Here is a 15,520-nt window from a genome sequence, read left to right on the forward strand (position 1 = left end):
ACGGTTGGCGCTTATGTAGGTAACAATGTCATAGCAGCGTCATAGCAGTTCGCAATGTTATAGCAGTTCATAGCAGCAGGTTACGGCGTTGGGGTATAGCGGTGGCGGGGGCAACAATCTCAGGATTTGTGGTTTTGCAAATCTTCCGGGTCTGATCCAGCGCCACGATTGCAACTAGAGCAGTTCGATGAGTCCAAATCGGTCTTTTCTAACTTCGCTCTGTCTGTGCGGTTTCAGTGGGGAGAGTTAGCGTGACAGGTTTCTTTGATCGAGTTCAGGGCTGGGTCAAGCCAGAGGGCGACGCGCTACACAGCGGCAAGGACGACCGTCTGGCTCAAACCTCAAGCGGCTTGGGTGTCCCGTTTGCAGACGACACTTCGACGCAGGACACGCCAGCCGATCTGCCTGTAGAAGCTTCCACTCAGGCTCCTGTGGATGTGGCAGTGCCCGTTTCTCCGCCCCAGCCCGACCCGGCACTGGTGGAATGGTCAAAACCCAACCCCGATCTGGAGCCGCCTAAGCGATCGCCCCGTCGGTTCTATCAGGCCTGGTATGCCTGGGTGGTGATGGCTGCCCTGGCGGGTGCGGGCGGTTTTGGCATGGCGGCCATCGATACGGTGCGCCAGATCCAGAGCGAGCTACCCGACCCGGAAGACGCGCTGACCTATACCCGCGATGGCTCGATGACCATCAAGGCGGCAGACGGCACGGTGCTGCAACAGCTTGGGCCCGCAACGCGAGAAGCGCTCTCGCTCGACCAGATCCCAGACACGATGATAAACGCCTTCATCGCTGCTGAGGACAAAAAGTTTTATGAACACAGTGGCGTGGACTATCGGGCGATCGCCCGGGCAGCCTTGGCAAACCTGTCGGCCGGCGAAGTGGTCGAAGGGGCTAGCACCATCACCCAGCAGGTGACGCGGATCGTCTTTCTGGGGCAGGAGCGCACCCTCGACCGCAAGCTGCGGGAGGCGCTGATGGCGCACAAAATGGAAAATGAGCTAACCAAGGATCAAATCCTGGAGCGCTACCTGAACTTGGTCTATCTGGGGTCAGGCGCGTATGGCGTGGGCGATGCCGCCTGGATTTATTTCAGCAAGCCGATTGGCGAGCTTTCTTTGTCTGAAACGGCCATGATTGCTGGGCTGGCCCCCGCCCCTAGCGAATACTCGCCGCTGGTGAACCCAGATCTGGCCCGCAGCCGCCGCGATATTGTTCTGGAGCGAATGTATGAGTCCGGATTCATCACCGCCGCAGAACTGGCGGAGGCAAAAGCAGCAGAAATTGAGCTAGCGCCCAGCCAGCCCCGTAACCTCATCAGCCAAACGCCCCACTTTACCTCCTACATCCTCCAGCAAGAACTGCCTCAGCGCGTTAGCCCGGAGGTGTTGGAAGTGGGCGGATTGACCATCGAGACGACGCTGAATCCCAGGTGGCAAGCTATTGCTCAGGAAACGGTCGCCAAAGCCGTCGAGCGCTATGGACGATGGGAGCGGTTTTCTGAAGCGGCTTTGGTGTCTATCGACCCCCGCACAGGCGAAATCAAGGCGCTGGTGGGCGGAAAGGATTTGATCGCGGGTCAGTTTAACCGGGCAACTCAGGCGCAGCGCCAGCCCGGATCGACCTTCAAGGCTTTTGTGTATACAGCGGCGATCGCCGCTGGATTCTCTCCGTACAAAAACTATCTAGACTCTAAGTTGGTTGTCGATGGTTATGAAGTCAAAAACTACAGCGAGAGACATGCGGGCGACGTATCTATGCGGGATGCGCTAGCCCGCTCAATCAATGTGGTTGCAGTCAAGGTAATGCTGGATGTAGGCTTCAACCCGGTGATAGAAACCGCCAAACGCATGGGCATTCAGTCTAAGCTGATTCCTGCCTACTCGCTGGCACTGGGCACGCTGGAGGTCAACCTGCTGGAACTCACCAGCGCCTACGGCACTCTCGCTGCTCAAGGGAAGCACATCGAGCCACACGGCATCACGCGCATCATCGACCGCTTTGGCAACGTGATTTATGAGGCAAACTTCACGCCAGAGCAGGCTGTAGATACCGACAGCGCCAATATCATGACCTGGATGCTGCGGGGCGTGGTGAATGGTGGCACAGGCGGCAACGCTGCATTGCAGGGTAGGCCCGTCGCTGGCAAAACGGGAACCACCGATGCTAGGCGCGACCTCTGGTTCATCGGCTATATTCCTCAACTGGTGACGGGGGTATGGCTGGGAAATGACAACAACCGCCCGACGGCAGGAGCCAGCAGCACGGCCGCCCTCGTATGGCGCAACTATATGGCGCAGGCAACCGAGGGAATGCCGGTCGAGTCGTTCCCGCAGCCCAACCTGCGCGGCGATCGCAAAGGTTCCATCAAGGCAGAGCGAATTCGCCCCCGGAGAATGTTCGTTGGCCCGACAACTGGAGGCGACGCGGAGGGAGAATCTTCTGGTTCTGGCAGCCGCTCTCGCCGTCGATCCGAGGAAGCAGCACCCGCGCGATCGCCCAGTTCTCCTGCGGCTCGCGAAGCCTCCCCAGATACTCGTTCCGAGCCTCGCAAGATTCGCAATAGTGACCCTGTGCAGGCAGCCCCATCGTCCCCTGAAGAGCCACCTGCTCGTCCACAGCCTCCAGCACCCCCTGTCGAGCCAGAGCCGCGTCCCGCAGAGCCGCGTCCTGAACCCGTGCGGGTCGAGCGTCCCCAACCAGAACCCGTGGAAGCTCGTCCAGCGCCGCCGCCACCGCCGCCACCGCCTGAGCGTCCTGCCCCGCCCCCTCGCCTGGAGCGGCCTCGCTCCGAGCCTGCGGCCCCAGCCCCGGCCCCGGCAGAAGCGCCCCCTCCTGCAACAGAGTAATTCCTGAAGGAACCTACACCTTGCAGCTAGTTGCGGCAAAGCACCCGATGCGGCTGTTCACAGGGCTGTTCCCGATCGGCCCTTGCCCAAAAATATTGGTGTGAGGGGTCGATTCTACGGAATGATGATTTTAGGAATAGGACTGACGCAGTTGGACGATTTCTTGCGGGCTGCGCCTGCGAGAAATCGTCCAAAACCCAGAAGACTTATTGCAAGTGCGTAAGTCCTGAGGAATCTGAAATTCTGAAATATTTGGAGCTTAGGGTTATGGTTCTGTTGATGGATGTAGCCGCAGGCGGCGGTTTTCCAGTTTGGTTTACGGCGGTCTACGTGGTGGGGTTTATTGCGGCCGTCACCATCGGCTCGATCGCCTGGTATAACTCGAAGCGGCCGCCGGGTTGGGAAGCCAAGGAGCGTCCAGACATCGTTCCGAAGATCGACGAAGACCCCAAGTAGACGCGGAAAAAGTAAGGAGTTGCTTAGTAAGGATTGCTTAGAAGGATTGCTGAGTTCAATCGGCAATCCGATAAAAAGTCCGATAAAAAATGGGATACAACGGCATTACCGCTATACCCCACTGCATAGTAGCTGCTCTAGGGAAAGGCTGAAGGGCCAGATCTCAACTCAGGATTGCCCGCTGGAGGGCTTTTCTTTGCTGCGGCGAGAGAGAAGCAACCAGTTCCCGAACCGTAGCCGTGTCTAGTTCCTGATTGTCTCCTCTAAGCAGCGCCAAGAAGGAGTCTGGCAAATGGTCGGCAATTCCTGGGAGCGGCGGCTCTAGGGCTTCGTCGGCCTCTGGGTGGCGGCATACGCCTGTGTCGCAGTTCAGCCCTAGCTCGTGCCAGATCAGGGTTGGCACGGCGTTGCCCCGTCGCCCTGCGTATTCCTGGTTTAGCACATGGGTTTCCAGGTAGGCTTTGGGCGATTCGTAGCACGACTGGGCGCGGGCATGGGGAATCGTGAACCCACCAAACGCCTTGCGATATTCTTCTGAGTCGAGCAGGGTCGAAATTAGCCCTGCTGCGCCCTGTCGGGCCAGAACGTTGCCATAGTGCTGCATTTCTTCATGGTTGAGGAGTGCCCGCCCCAAGAAATGCTTCAGACAGCGCTCTATAAATTTGTAGTTAGACGTATTGAAGTAAAAGGCGTTGAGATATACCTCGGACTGTCCCAGTTCGCGCAGAAACCGCCGTACCCCGATCCGGTTGGCCAGAAAGTCTTTTTCCAACCGTCCTAAAATTCGCCGCTCATAGCTGTAGGGCTGGCGTTCGAGGACTTGCCGATAGATTTGCTGGAGGGCGGCTTCGCGCTCGGTCTGAGAGGAATTGGGATGAATCGAAATGGGTGTGTGTTGCATATCGACCTCTGGAATGACCGCTAGACGTAGGCTAGGCGTGGGATTGTAGCGCTAGAACAACGCTATCCAAATACGGAGAAATGAGTGTGTTGGCGGCGGGCGAGAGGTTGGCGGCGATCGCCTCCTGGAGATAGCGATAGGCCGTGGCGCAGTGGCTATGGCGCTTGTGGGCCATCAGGATGGTGTCGAGCCAAGACATCATCTGCTCTTTGAAAAATGTCTCGTCATCTCGCAGCACCGAGAGGGCAATGTAGCGAACGACTTCGGTCATGTCATATAAACAGCGCTGTCCATGCTGCTGGATTAGCTCTGGATGCACCTGCGCCAGCTTCTTGAGCGCCTGGTGAATCATTGGCGTGCTGCGATCGCGCAATTGCTGATATGCATCTAGCCGGGTCTGATAGGTTTGCACGTAGGCACTCAGGATTTGCAGTCCTTGCTGATCCAGATAAGCGCCATCAGCGTTTCGCAAACTTCGGTCTAGGGTGTGGCTAAGGGTGAGCATAGGACAAAGACCATGCGATGGAGACGAGTGGGAAAAGGCGGATGGCGATCGCCCTGCACCCTCTCAACCGCTGCGGCGCTGAGCAACTTGCCATCCTTAGGATCAGATTGCCCACTCCGCAAAATAGCCCCCCATAAAGATGTATTTCTTAATACATCCTGGGGCGGGTTCAACGGTTTGGGGGCGGGATTGCTCTGGAAATCTGAATGCGGGTCTGGTTTGCCAATGCGCGGCTGGGAGAGCCGGAGAGCGGTTCGATCGTGCCGTATTTCGATCGCGCCGTATGATGAGGGGTGTAAAGCAATTAACCCCAGTCATCGATGTTCAATCAGAGTACACCGGAACTAACGCCGGTGGAGTTTGAAGTGCTAACCCTATTGCCGACGGGCGAAGTGGGCGATCGCCGCATGGGTCGAGCCAAGCTCTGGAAAGAATCTCTGGCTGCGGGCGTAGCGTTGGAGATGGTGATCTTGCCAGGAGGCCCGTTTACGATGGGCGCACCTAGAGAAGAGGAGGGCTGGCATCCCTCGCAAGGACCCCAGCGATCGGTTACGCTGCGGCCTTTTTCCTTGAGCAAATATCCTGTGACACAGGCCCAATGGCGAGCAGTGGCGGCGCTGCCCGTGGTGGGGCGATCGCTCGACCCAGACCCCGCCCATTTCAAAGGCGATCACCATCCGGTGGAGCAGGTGTCGTGGCTGGAGGCGGTGGAATTTTGCGATCGCCTCACCGCGCACACGGGCCGTCCCTACCGCTTGCCCAGCGAGGCCGAGTGGGAATACGCCTGTCGCGGCGGCACAGAGACCCCCTTTCACGTCGGCGAAACCCTGACCACCGACCTGGCAAATTACTCCGGGGTGGACTGGGAGTATCAGGGGCGACTGTGCAACCGGGGCAGCTACGGGCGGGGCCCCCAGGGCGAAGACCGCCGCGAGACCGTGCCTGTGGGCTATTTTGCCCATGCCAATGCCTTTGGACTCTGCGACCTGCATGGCAATGTGCGTGAGTGGTGTCAGGATACCTGGCATGACACCTACGCCGATGCGCCGACAGACGGAACCGCGTGGGAAACAGGCGGCGACCCCAAACGGCGCATACTGCGAGGCGGCTCCTGGAACGTGGGGCCCCGCAGTTGTCGGTCTGCTTTTCGGTCGCGGGCTGAGGGCGATTGCGGCCTGTATGACATTGGCTTTCGGGTCGCCTGCGGCTGGGACGGATTTGCTTGAGGTTTTCCTGAGGTTTTCCTGAGCTTCTACATCCCGGCAAGTCGCAAGCCTACGCGGGATACGGCTGCCGCAAAAAGTTGAGCAGTTCGCGGTTGACTGTCTGGGGCACTTCCTGCTGAATCCAGTGGCCACAGTCGGCGATGCGAGTCAGGCGCAGCGGTGCTTTGACCAGCGCATCCAGGTTTTCCAAAAGAGATTGGCCCAGGAAATGGTCATCTTCGCCCCAGAGGACGAGGGTGGGCACGGTGACGGGCAGGGGCGATCGCCCCCATTCGCGCATCAGCCGTCGGGGCGACAGCAGTTGTCGATAGTAATTGATCGCTGCCGTCAGCACGCCTGGTTTCTCTAGCGCCGCCTGATAAATGTCCATATCTCGACGGCTAAAGGCTCCCTTGCGGATGCAGAATTCCTGCATAGCCGTCGTCACAAAGTTTCGCAGGTTTTGGCGAATTAGCCATTCCGGCAGCCCCGGCACCTGAAACGCCAGCATATACCAACTCCGCCGCAGTTGGTCGAGATTGCTCGACATCTCCTGCATCAAACGGTGGGGATGGGGCGCGTTTAGAATCGCCAGCCGATGCAGCCGCTGGGGAACGGTCTGCGCCAAGTGCCAGGCGATCGCCCCGCCCCAGTCGTGCCCAACGATATGCGCCTTCAGATAGCCCAGGTTCTCAATAATGCCCTGGATGTCGGCGCTGAGGGTATCCAGGTCGTAGCCCGCGCTGGGCTTGTCGGAATCGTTGTAGCCGCGCAGATCCGGCACGACGACTTTGAAATGTTTTGCCAGCGCTGGAATTTGGTGCCGCCAGGAATACCAGAACTCAGGAAACCCGTGCAGCAAGACTACCAGTTCGCCCTCTCCCTGCGTCACGCAGTGCAGACGGATGCGGTTTGTTTCAATAAAGCAGTGCTGCCAGCCATTGGTTTCGGGCGATCGCGGAGAGGAAAAATCGAGGGTCATGGAACGCTGCGTAGCGGAGATTACAAAAAGTACCTATTTTTTTAATTTTATGTCTGGAGGCGGAGGATGGGCCGACCGTGAATTTTCCCAGCCCTTCTTTAAGATTGGCAAACCTCTAAAAAGCGTTCCGTTTTGACGGGTTATTGCTACATTGAATAGCTATTGAATAGTCATTCCGCAGCCATTCCGAGTAGCCATCACGGCGGGGCTTGCTGTGCTATCGCTCAAGGGATTGCTCAGGCTCGGTTCATCAGGTTTCATTGCTCGAATTGCTCCAGTCGTCTTTACGCCAGTCGTCATCAGTCGTCATTTTGATTTCGCCATGTCTCAACCCACGTCTGCCCAGTCCCCTGCGCTAGAATCCCGGAATTCTCAAGAGCTTGCCGATCGAGAATCGAGGGCGATCGCCACGACTCGCGTTTCCGGCGCGTCGAGCGTCGCCACGGAGGCCGACCGCTTTTCCATCGAGCAATATGCCGACCAACTGATGGACGAGCTGTTTAGCGACTTACATGAAGCGCTAGAGCAGGGCAGACCCGTTTCGACGGAACTACCGGAAGAACTAGCCGCCAGCCGCACTCCCACCCCGGTCAGCGTCACGGATGTTACGATTCCGCCTGTGCTGGCCACCGTCTCCCAGGCACAGCGGCAAGACGGCTCAACCAACGTGCCCGATGCTGGCGTGACTCGCGATCCAACCTTTGTGCCAGAGCTAAACCCAGAACCCGCGCTGATTCCTCAGTTTGATCAGAGTTCTGGGCAGAGTTCTGTTCAGAGTTCTGGGCAGGTGGCCGTGGATAGCAGCCCAGAAGATGAGTTGGTCGCCGCAGCGCTCATGCCAAGACCCACTGGCGTAAAGCACAAATCGCTGGATGGGCTGCTGGCGCTGTTGGTCTGCGGATCTTTGGCGGCGGCCGTGGCGCTGTGGTATGCAATGCAGGGGCGCTGGCAGCAGGCGAATGCTCCCGACACGGCCGGCTCATCTGAGGTCGCCACCCAGCCAGCCTCGCCCGAAAACCGCGAATTTTTGGACTACATTCAGCGATCGCTCAGGGTATTGGAACAACGGTCGGCCCGTCGTCAAGCGGAAACCGCTGGCACAGAGGGCAACTTGCCGAGCGTGGCGGTGGCGGGCAATCCAGCCGCGACCAACTCAGCCCCCACCGACCCGCTGATTGTCCCGGTTTACCGGCCGCCCGCAGACATGGCGCTTCCCGGTCGCAGCGGCGGCAACAGTAGTGGCAGCAGCGGTGGCAGCAGTGGTGGCAATGGATTCCCCAGTCTGCCAGGGTTCAACCTGCCGGGGCGATCGCCCGCCGTTTCCACTGTCCCGTTGCCCACTACTGCGCCAGCCGCCCCATCTGCTGCCTCATCGACCGACAGCACGACCGATACACCCGCCGCCGCCCCCAATATCGCCGCCGTCTCGACCCATACCCTCGTTGGTGTTCTAGAACTCAGCGATCCGGCCCGTTCCGCTGCCCTGTTTGAAATCAACGGCACGACCCATCGCGTGCAGGTGGGCGAACCGATTGGAGCTAGCGGCTGGACGCTTGTTTCCGTGAAGGGCAATGAGGTGATGGTGCGACGCAACGGCGACGTGCGATCCATCTACACTGGACAGCAGTTCTGATCCCTTGATAGGGTTTGGGTGCGGTGTTTTGATGCCGAAGGCCTGTTGCTTACAAAATCGCTGCACGCGATCACGGTGTGAAATCGCTGCACGAGATCACGGTGCAAAATCACGGTGCAAAATCACGGTGCGAAGTCGCAGTGCGAAATCACAGTGCAAAATCGCTGCACGAGATCACGGTGCAAAATCACGGTGCGATCGCCCCAACCCTGCCCTATCCGCTCCATAGGAGTGTTCCATGAGCCTTTTTGACGACCTCAGCACGTTTCTAGAAGCCCGCCTGGACGAGTTTTTGCGCGATAACCCGCACCTGGAACTCCAGGCCATCGAGGACAACCTGCGGGATCAGGAAGAAGAAGCGATTCGCTTACTAGGTGACTTGCGGCTCAAGGAAAGTCGGCTCCAGCAGGAAATCTTGAACACGGCACAGGAAGTGCAACTCTGGCACACCCGCGTCGAAAAAGCAAAGGAAAAGGGGCGCATGGATCTGGCCCAGCCCGCCGAAGAACACGAAGCCACGCTGCTGCGCCAGGGAAATCAGCTTTGGGGACAAATGGAAGCCCTGCGCCAGCGGATTCAGGAAACCATCGACCTCCAGCGACAGATTCAGCAAAAGCGCAAGGAAGTATCGGCCCAGGCGGCCCAGGCAAGAGCCACCTGCACCACAACCTCGGTTGACCAGCAGTGGCAAACTGCTGGCTGGCAAAACTACAACGCCTCCCCCCCCGGTTCGTCCTCTCCCCAAGACCTGGAAAAAGCCTTTCGCCAATGGGAGATGGATGAAGAAATCGAAGAGTTGAAACGAAATATGGGCAAGGGCTAAGATGCTGAAATCAGAATCTTAACCTGTAAAAAAGTGAATATTTGGGCTGAGTCGTTCGATTTGCAGCCTAAACTGGAATCTACAGAGCGCTAGATGCCATGCCAGTGAATCTTCCTGCTATTCCTGCCAAGTTCCGCCTCCGCACAGCGCTCGTGGTTCCCTTTGTGTTGGAAATTGCGGCAGCAGTTGGGCTGGTGGGCTACCTGTCGTTTTTGGCGGCACGGCGGGCCGTAAATGACCTGACCTCCCAGCTTCGCACGGGCCTCTCTTCCCAGATTTAGCGCGAGCTAGAGAGCTACTTTACAGCGCCGCACGACATCAATCAGCTCAATGCGGCCGCGTTTACCCAGGGCAGCCTGGATTTCCAAAATCCCCAAAACATTGCCCAAATGCACCAGCAGGTGAGAATTTCGCCCTATATTTTGGCACCTATTGCGGCACAGAGCAGGGGGAATTTCTGGGGGCAGGGCGCTCGGAGGTCGGCAGTAAGGAGATTCGGCTCTGGCTGACCAATATGGCTACGCGGGGTCGTTTTCTCTCCTATGAGCTAGATAGTCGGGGAAATCGTCTGGCTTTCCTCACGGAGGATGGGGAATACGATCCGCGATCGCGCCCGTGGTATCAAGATGCACTTAAGACAAGAGGGGGCTGCTTGGAGCGAGATCTATTTAGACTTTGCAACTTTCTTGCCCGTGTTGACGGCTAGCCTTCCGGTATACAGCGAGGAGGGAACTGTCTTGGGGGTCTGTGCCACCGATGTGCAGCTTCCGGTAGAGTTTCGCCAGTTTCTCTCTAGCCTGAGAACTGGGCACTGGTCTTATGGGGAGATGCATTCAAACCCTCTCATGCAAAGGATTTGCTAGGTTGATAGGGGGCGGGGGCAGAGGCCTATCGCCATCGCCGGAGTCGTCTTTTTCCCTAATCCCCAATGCGGTCTCACCCAATTATGGATGATCCGCTGGATCTCCAAAACACGCTGTAATCCTTCCCGAGTCTTAGCGTAGAGATTCTGACGCCGACGATAGGCACTGCACCGTCGCCTCAAAGCCGCATTCTGAGCCTCATTATGATTGGCATGCACCTCTGCCCTAGGGCTAATGGCCGTAAAGGGATGCTCCGAGTTTACCCAGACCACCCGTCGCTGGCCTTGAGAACCTTTGATTTTCATCGCCACTTCGAGTCCTGCCCGCCAGACTTTTCGCGTGCGATAACTCGGACAATTGCGGAGCGCCAGATAGACGCTGGTCAAATCCTATAACACCTTGGCATAGCGCCGTTCACCGACGGTGAACCACCGAATGTAAGGACACGCTTGTGCCCACTGCCAAGCCTGCTGCGTCCCCCGTTGAAATAGCAGTTCGTCTTTGTGACCAGCCTGGGCCGAGACCCAGTAGCGACTGCTGCATTCGATAAAGTGAATCGTCCAACCCTCCGAGCTAGAGGGGGGGAAGGTTCTCGCCGACGCGAGTGTACACTTCATCCCCTTCTAGCGTCACCTCTCGTTCTGCTGGTGCCGGAGGTGACCAGGCGTCCGCCTGAACGGCCAGGCGGTCTTCCCACCGCAAAATCGTTGAGTGCGACTTGCCAAAACGTCGACCTGCCGCGCGCACACCCAGGCCTTCGGTTCGACTATTCAGGGCTGTGGCCACGATTACACTGGGCGTTCGGAGGCGTGCCATCGGAGTGCCCGTGCGCTCGTTAAATTGCTTGCCGCACTCTCGACACCGATAGCGCTGCATCAGCATCCCGTTAGGGCGGGATTCACGTCCATTTTTCACGGTCTGTTGGCTCTGGCAGTGGGGACAGTCCATAGCGTGGGGGGGTAATTGCACTACAACCAGTTTACCTATCATCGCCTAGCAGACCAGTGCTCTATAGAAGCCCCTTCAACGTCTCCGATGGTGACTCGCCAAACATCTGCCGATAGTCACGAGAAAAATGACCCATGTGCCAAAAGCCATAACGGTTAGCGATTCCCAGCACAGTAGCTTGCGTGGGGTCGCTGGCTTTGAGGGCTCGGCGCACCTCATTTAGCCGCACGCTTTTAAGGTAGGCCATGGGGCTGAGGCCAAAAATTTCTTGAAAGCCGTAGGAGAGAGTACTTTTACTAGTTTTAACGGCTTTGCAAATCGCCTCTAGGGTAATGGGCTCATCAAGGTGGGCCAGCATATAGGCTTCGGCCTCTTGCACTAGGGTGGCTCGGCGAAAGGGGTGAGTGCAGAGGCGGGGGTAACTTTCGGTGCTAAAGCAGTTGACTAACAGGGGCAGCAGATCGCCCAAAAGGAGGGGATACGAACGCGCTAAAAAATCCGGGTTTTTAACTGCCAGGTAAAAGATTTGGTTGAGGTAGTCATGCAGATTGCCGAGCCGTTGGTCTTCAATTTGAATAACGTTTTGCCGAAAAAATTTGGTGTCTACATTGTCACGATCTACATCGTGTAGATACTGTTGCAAATGCAAACGGGCTAGGGCAGAAGTGTTGAATTGAGACATAAAACTTTACATTCAATCCTACGAACCTCCTACGAGTATCTCTGGCAGCAGATCGTAGCTCCAATGGACAATCGAACAACGACGACTCAATTCAAGTTGCAAATAGCGCAACTTATCGAGTAATTGATGACCATAGATAATTGATGACCATAGAACTCTGGAAGTTCTATCAATTGCAGAATCAGATAGGCAATCAACCCTTCAAAGCGTCCGGATTCTAGCTGGGTTAAGGAAAGTCCCTCGGCGTAAAAGGCTTGGCTAAAGGCATCAACATCCCGAAACTGACGATACAGGATAGAACTAGGGTGCTCTAAAGTACTCAACGCGTTGGGCCTATGGACTCAAAAACTGTGGTGTTAAGCATCGACTGATCGATTGCAGAGAGCAAACAGATCTCCCTCGGTTCACTGTGTATTAATCCACTGCATTAATCCACGCTTTGAAAATAACTACTAGGTTGGAATTTTTGAATGGTTGCAGATTTTGAAACCGATTATATTGCCTACATTTCTTCTATTATCAGCCCTGAATCTAAAATTTTCCTTTTGATCAACAGCAGGGGTCAGGTTAAACCTTGTCCAAGTCCAGACATAGAGTTTTGTCGGTTACGGAAACTTCACGTCTGGACTTGGTACAGCAACCCCCACATAGCCTAAGAGCAAAGGCACTGCCATGAGCTACACGATCAATTTTGTCGGCCTGGGGGCTACCGGGACGAGCGCCCCTGACTGCCCTCGCAGGAGTATTGCCTGGCCCCCTGACAGCCACTCTCATCAGCAATGTGCTGGCCCTTGAGGTTCACAGGCGCGATCGCCAAAGACCGTCCCCGAAGGCGATCGCCATTTCATAGGCTGGCGCTTTGTAAACAACTGTCGGGTTGGAATTTTGGGATATTCGCGAAAGGTGGAGAGCCTTATATTGGCACTGACATTGCGTCTCCAATACCAATTCTGCATCTAAAATCGCCGCTATTTCGGCAATGGCAAGTCTTACTTAAAAGCTTGCTTAGAGGCTTGCTTAGATCAGTCCCTGTCTGCTCTTAAAACACTTCATAAAGGGATAAAACCCATGCCCAACGGTAAACCCAACATTCTCATTCTTTGGGGTGACGATATCGGCTGGTGGAACATCAGCTACAACAGCCGGGGCCAGATGGGCTACCGCACCCCCAATATCGATCGCATCGCCAACGAAGGGGTAGCCTTCACCGACTACTACGGTCAACAGATCTGCACCGCTGGTCGGGCCGCCTTTATCTGCGGCCAAAACCCCATTCGCACCGGCCTCACCAAGGTAGGCATGCCGGGGGCCGATGTGGGTCTGCAAAAAGAAGACCCTACGATCGCCGAGCTGCTTAAGCCCTTAGGCTACACCACCGGCCAGTTTGGCAAAAACCACCTAGGCGACAGGGATGAATTTTTGCCCACCCTGCACGGCTTTGACGAGTTCTTTGGCAACCTCTACCACCTCAACGCCGAGGAAGAACCCGAAGACCCTGACTATCCCAAAGACCCGGCCTTTAAGCAGCGGTTTGGCCCGCGTGGGGTGCTGCACTGCCTGGCCGATGGCAAGGGCGGACAGACCATCGAAGACACCGGCCCGCTGACCAAAAGGCGCATGGAAACCATCGATGACGAGGTGACAGAGCGCGCCCTCGGCTTTATCGATAAGGCCCACCAAGACGGCAAGCCTTTCTTTGTGTGGTACAACACCACGGCCATGCACTTTCGCACCCACGTAGCCGATAAGAACAAGGGCAAGAGCGGCCAGGGCGACTATAACGATGCCATGGTGGCTCACGACAAGCACATCGGCGAAATGCTCGACAAGCTCGACGAGCTAGGCATTGCCGACGACACCATCGTCATGTACTCCACCGACAACGGTGTACACTATAACACCTGGCCTGATGCAGGCATCACCCCTTTCCGCAGCGAAAAAAACACCAACTGGGAAGGCGGCTGGCGGGTTCCGACCTTTTTCTGCTGGCCCGGTCACATCCCCGCCGGTTCAGTGGTGAATGGCATTGTCTCGCACCAAGATATTTTGCCGACCCTACTGGCGGCGGCAGGAGAACCTGACATTAAAGAAAAACTGCTGAATGGCCACACCATTGGCGATCGCACCTATAAGGTCCACCTCGACGGCTTCAACATGCTGCCCTACCTGTGTAGAGAGGTGGAGGAAAGCCGCCGCAAATCTTTCTTCTACATCAGCGACGACGGCGACATTCTGGCGATTCGCGTTGGCGACTGGAAGACGGTGCTGATGGAGCAGCGGGCCAAGACTTTGCAATGCTGGTTTGAGCCTTTTGTGAAACTACGGGCACCCAAGATATTCAACCTGCGCCGCGACCCCTTTGAGCGGGCCGACGAGAACTCAAACACCTACTGGGATTGGGTGATCTCCCACACCTATTTAATTTACTGGATGCAGGCAGCAGTGGCGCAGCAGATCGAGGCGTTTACGCAATTTCCGCCCCGGCAAAAGCCCGCCTCGTTCAACCTGGATGCGGTGATGCGACAGCTAGAAGAAGCAGGCAGCAGCCGTTACCACTAGGCTGAAGAGACCCTTAAACTCCCCCCCGTTAAAGCTCCGAGGGGTTTTCAAAACCCCTCGGAGCTAAACCGCCGAGTACCCTACATCTACATATGTTTTCCATGACCGACCCCCTACCCGCTTGGAATGATGGGGCTGCCAAGCAGGCAATTCTCGACTTTGTGGCGCAAGTTACCACGGCCCACAGCCTCACTTTTGTGCCCCCCACCGATCGCATTGCCGTCTTCGACAACGACGGCACCCTTTGGTGCGAGTACCCGATGTACGTGCAGGCGTTTTTTGTCTTTGATCGCATCAAAGCCCTGGCCCCCCAGCACCCCGAGTGGCACACCCAGGAACCCTTTGCCTCGGTGCTGAAGGGTGACCTAGAGGCGGCCCTAGCGGGGGGGGAGCACGCGCTGGTGGAGCTGGTAATGGCCACCCACGCGGGCATGACCACCGACGAGTTTACGGCAATCGTCACTGATTGGCTGGCGACAGCAACGCACCCTACCACGCAAAGGCCGTTTACCGAGATGGTGTATCAGCCGATGGTGGAACTGCTGGACTATTTGCGATCGCACGACTTCAAAATCTTCATCGTCTCTGGCGGCGGCATTGAATTCATGCGTCCGTGGACAGAGCAGGTCTACGGCGTTCCCCCCGAGCAGGTGATTGGCAGCAGCATTAAAACAAAGTTCGAGATACGCGACGGACAGCCTGTGATTGTGCGCCTGCCGGAACTGCTTTTCTTGGACGACAAAGAAGGTAAACCAGCCGCGATTCAGCACTACATCGGGCGGCGACCGATCGCTGCCTTTGGCAACTCCGACGGCGACCTGCAAATGTTGCAGTGGACAAGCGCCGGAGTTGGGGCCAGCCTAGGGCTGATTGTGCGTCATACCGACGGCGATCGCGAGTTTGCCTACGACAAATCTGCTATGTGCAGTTTGGATGTCGCCCTAGCCGAGGCATCCCAACGGGGCTGGGTCGTAGTGGATATGAAGAACGATTGGACGCGGATATTTGCCTTTGAGTCGTAACGGGTACAGTGAAAAGAGCGACAGGAAAGTAGGTAGGTTCATGCAAACCACGACACTCTATGACCAGGATTTCTATGGGAGCATCCCACTTT

At 56.7% G+C, this 15,520-nt stretch carries 12 protein-coding genes and 1 pseudogene; 8 read left to right on the top strand and 5 right to left on the bottom strand.

Features of this window, described 5'->3' with window-relative positions:
- Positions 1-251 precede the first annotated feature (251 nt).
- Complete coding sequence (locus tag JTM80_RS19255; RefSeq protein ID WP_205370106.1) at positions 252-2,849, top strand: transglycosylase domain-containing protein; 2,598 nt, start codon at positions 252-254, stop codon at positions 2,847-2,849.
- A 267-nt stretch (positions 2,850-3,116) separates the two neighbouring features.
- A complete protein-coding gene (gene psb35, locus JTM80_RS19260) occupies positions 3,117-3,305 on the top strand; it encodes a photosystem II assembly protein Psb35 (RefSeq protein ID WP_172355306.1) in 189 nt (62 codons plus the stop codon).
- Positions 3,306-3,468: 163 nt separating this feature from the next.
- Here the strand turns inward: psb35 and JTM80_RS19265 are convergent, their stop codons facing one another.
- Together JTM80_RS19265 and JTM80_RS19270 are read right to left on the bottom strand one after the other, a co-directional pair.
- Positions 3,469-4,206 (bottom strand): phycobilisome rod-core linker polypeptide, encoded by a 738-nt coding sequence (locus JTM80_RS19265; RefSeq protein WP_172355304.1) that lies wholly within the window; start codon positions 4,204-4,206, stop codon positions 3,469-3,471.
- A gap of 31 nt (positions 4,207-4,237) precedes the next feature.
- Positions 4,238-4,711 (bottom strand): phycobilisome protein, encoded by a 474-nt coding sequence (locus tag JTM80_RS19270; protein ID WP_172355302.1) that lies wholly within the window; start codon positions 4,709-4,711, stop codon positions 4,238-4,240.
- A 320-nt stretch (positions 4,712-5,031) separates the two neighbouring features.
- Between JTM80_RS19270 and JTM80_RS19275 the strand changes: the two genes are divergently transcribed.
- Positions 5,032-5,937 (top strand): formylglycine-generating enzyme family protein, encoded by a 906-nt coding sequence (locus tag JTM80_RS19275; protein ID WP_205370107.1) that lies wholly within the window; start codon positions 5,032-5,034, stop codon positions 5,935-5,937.
- Between the two features lie 49 nt (positions 5,938-5,986).
- Here the strand turns inward: JTM80_RS19275 and JTM80_RS19280 are convergent, their stop codons facing one another.
- Positions 5,987-6,898, bottom strand: coding sequence for an alpha/beta fold hydrolase (locus JTM80_RS19280; RefSeq protein ID WP_172355300.1), 912 nt, complete (start codon positions 6,896-6,898; stop codon positions 5,987-5,989).
- 322 nt (positions 6,899-7,220) lie between these two features.
- Between JTM80_RS19280 and JTM80_RS19285 the strand changes: the two genes are divergently transcribed.
- The 3 genes from JTM80_RS19285 (at position 7,221) to JTM80_RS19295 (ending at position 9,635) form a co-directional block, all read left to right on the top strand.
- Positions 7,221-8,531 carry a hypothetical protein gene (locus JTM80_RS19285; protein WP_172355298.1) on the top strand — a complete coding sequence of 437 codons (1,311 nt, stop codon included), beginning with the start codon at positions 7,221-7,223 and terminating at the stop codon, positions 8,529-8,531.
- 238 nt (positions 8,532-8,769) lie between these two features.
- Complete coding sequence (locus tag JTM80_RS19290; protein ID WP_205370108.1) at positions 8,770-9,354, top strand: TIGR04376 family protein; 585 nt, start codon at positions 8,770-8,772, stop codon at positions 9,352-9,354.
- Positions 9,355-9,452: 98 nt separating this feature from the next.
- Entirely contained in the window at positions 9,453-9,635 is a 183-nt protein-coding gene (locus tag JTM80_RS19295) for a hypothetical protein (protein WP_172355294.1), read from the top strand.
- A 578-nt stretch (positions 9,636-10,213) separates the two neighbouring features.
- Here JTM80_RS19295 and JTM80_RS19300 read toward each other — a convergent pair.
- Positions 10,214-11,165 (bottom strand): annotated as a pseudogene (locus tag JTM80_RS19300) (IS1 family transposase).
- Between the two features lie 61 nt (positions 11,166-11,226).
- The gene (locus JTM80_RS19305; RefSeq protein WP_172355292.1) at positions 11,227-11,847 is read right to left on the bottom strand and encodes a helix-turn-helix domain-containing protein; all 621 of its coding nucleotides are present in this window, start codon (positions 11,845-11,847) and stop codon (positions 11,227-11,229) included.
- Positions 11,848-12,915: 1,068 nt separating this feature from the next.
- On the opposite strand from JTM80_RS19305, the gene JTM80_RS19310 reads away from it, so the two are divergent.
- Positions 12,916-14,406 carry an arylsulfatase gene (locus JTM80_RS19310; RefSeq protein ID WP_205370110.1) on the top strand — a complete coding sequence of 497 codons (1,491 nt, stop codon included), beginning with the start codon at positions 12,916-12,918 and terminating at the stop codon, positions 14,404-14,406.
- Between the two features lie 101 nt (positions 14,407-14,507).
- Positions 14,508-15,428, top strand: a complete 921-nt coding sequence (locus tag JTM80_RS19315) for an HAD family phosphatase (RefSeq protein WP_172355288.1) — start codon at positions 14,508-14,510, stop codon at positions 15,426-15,428.
- Positions 15,429-15,520 lie beyond the last annotated feature (92 nt).

The sequence above is a fragment of the Thermoleptolyngbya sp. PKUAC-SCTB121 genome (genome assembly GCF_016919485.1).
In the GTDB taxonomy this organism is placed as follows: domain Bacteria; phylum Cyanobacteriota; class Cyanobacteriia; order Elainellales; family Elainellaceae; genus Thermoleptolyngbya; species Thermoleptolyngbya sichuanensis.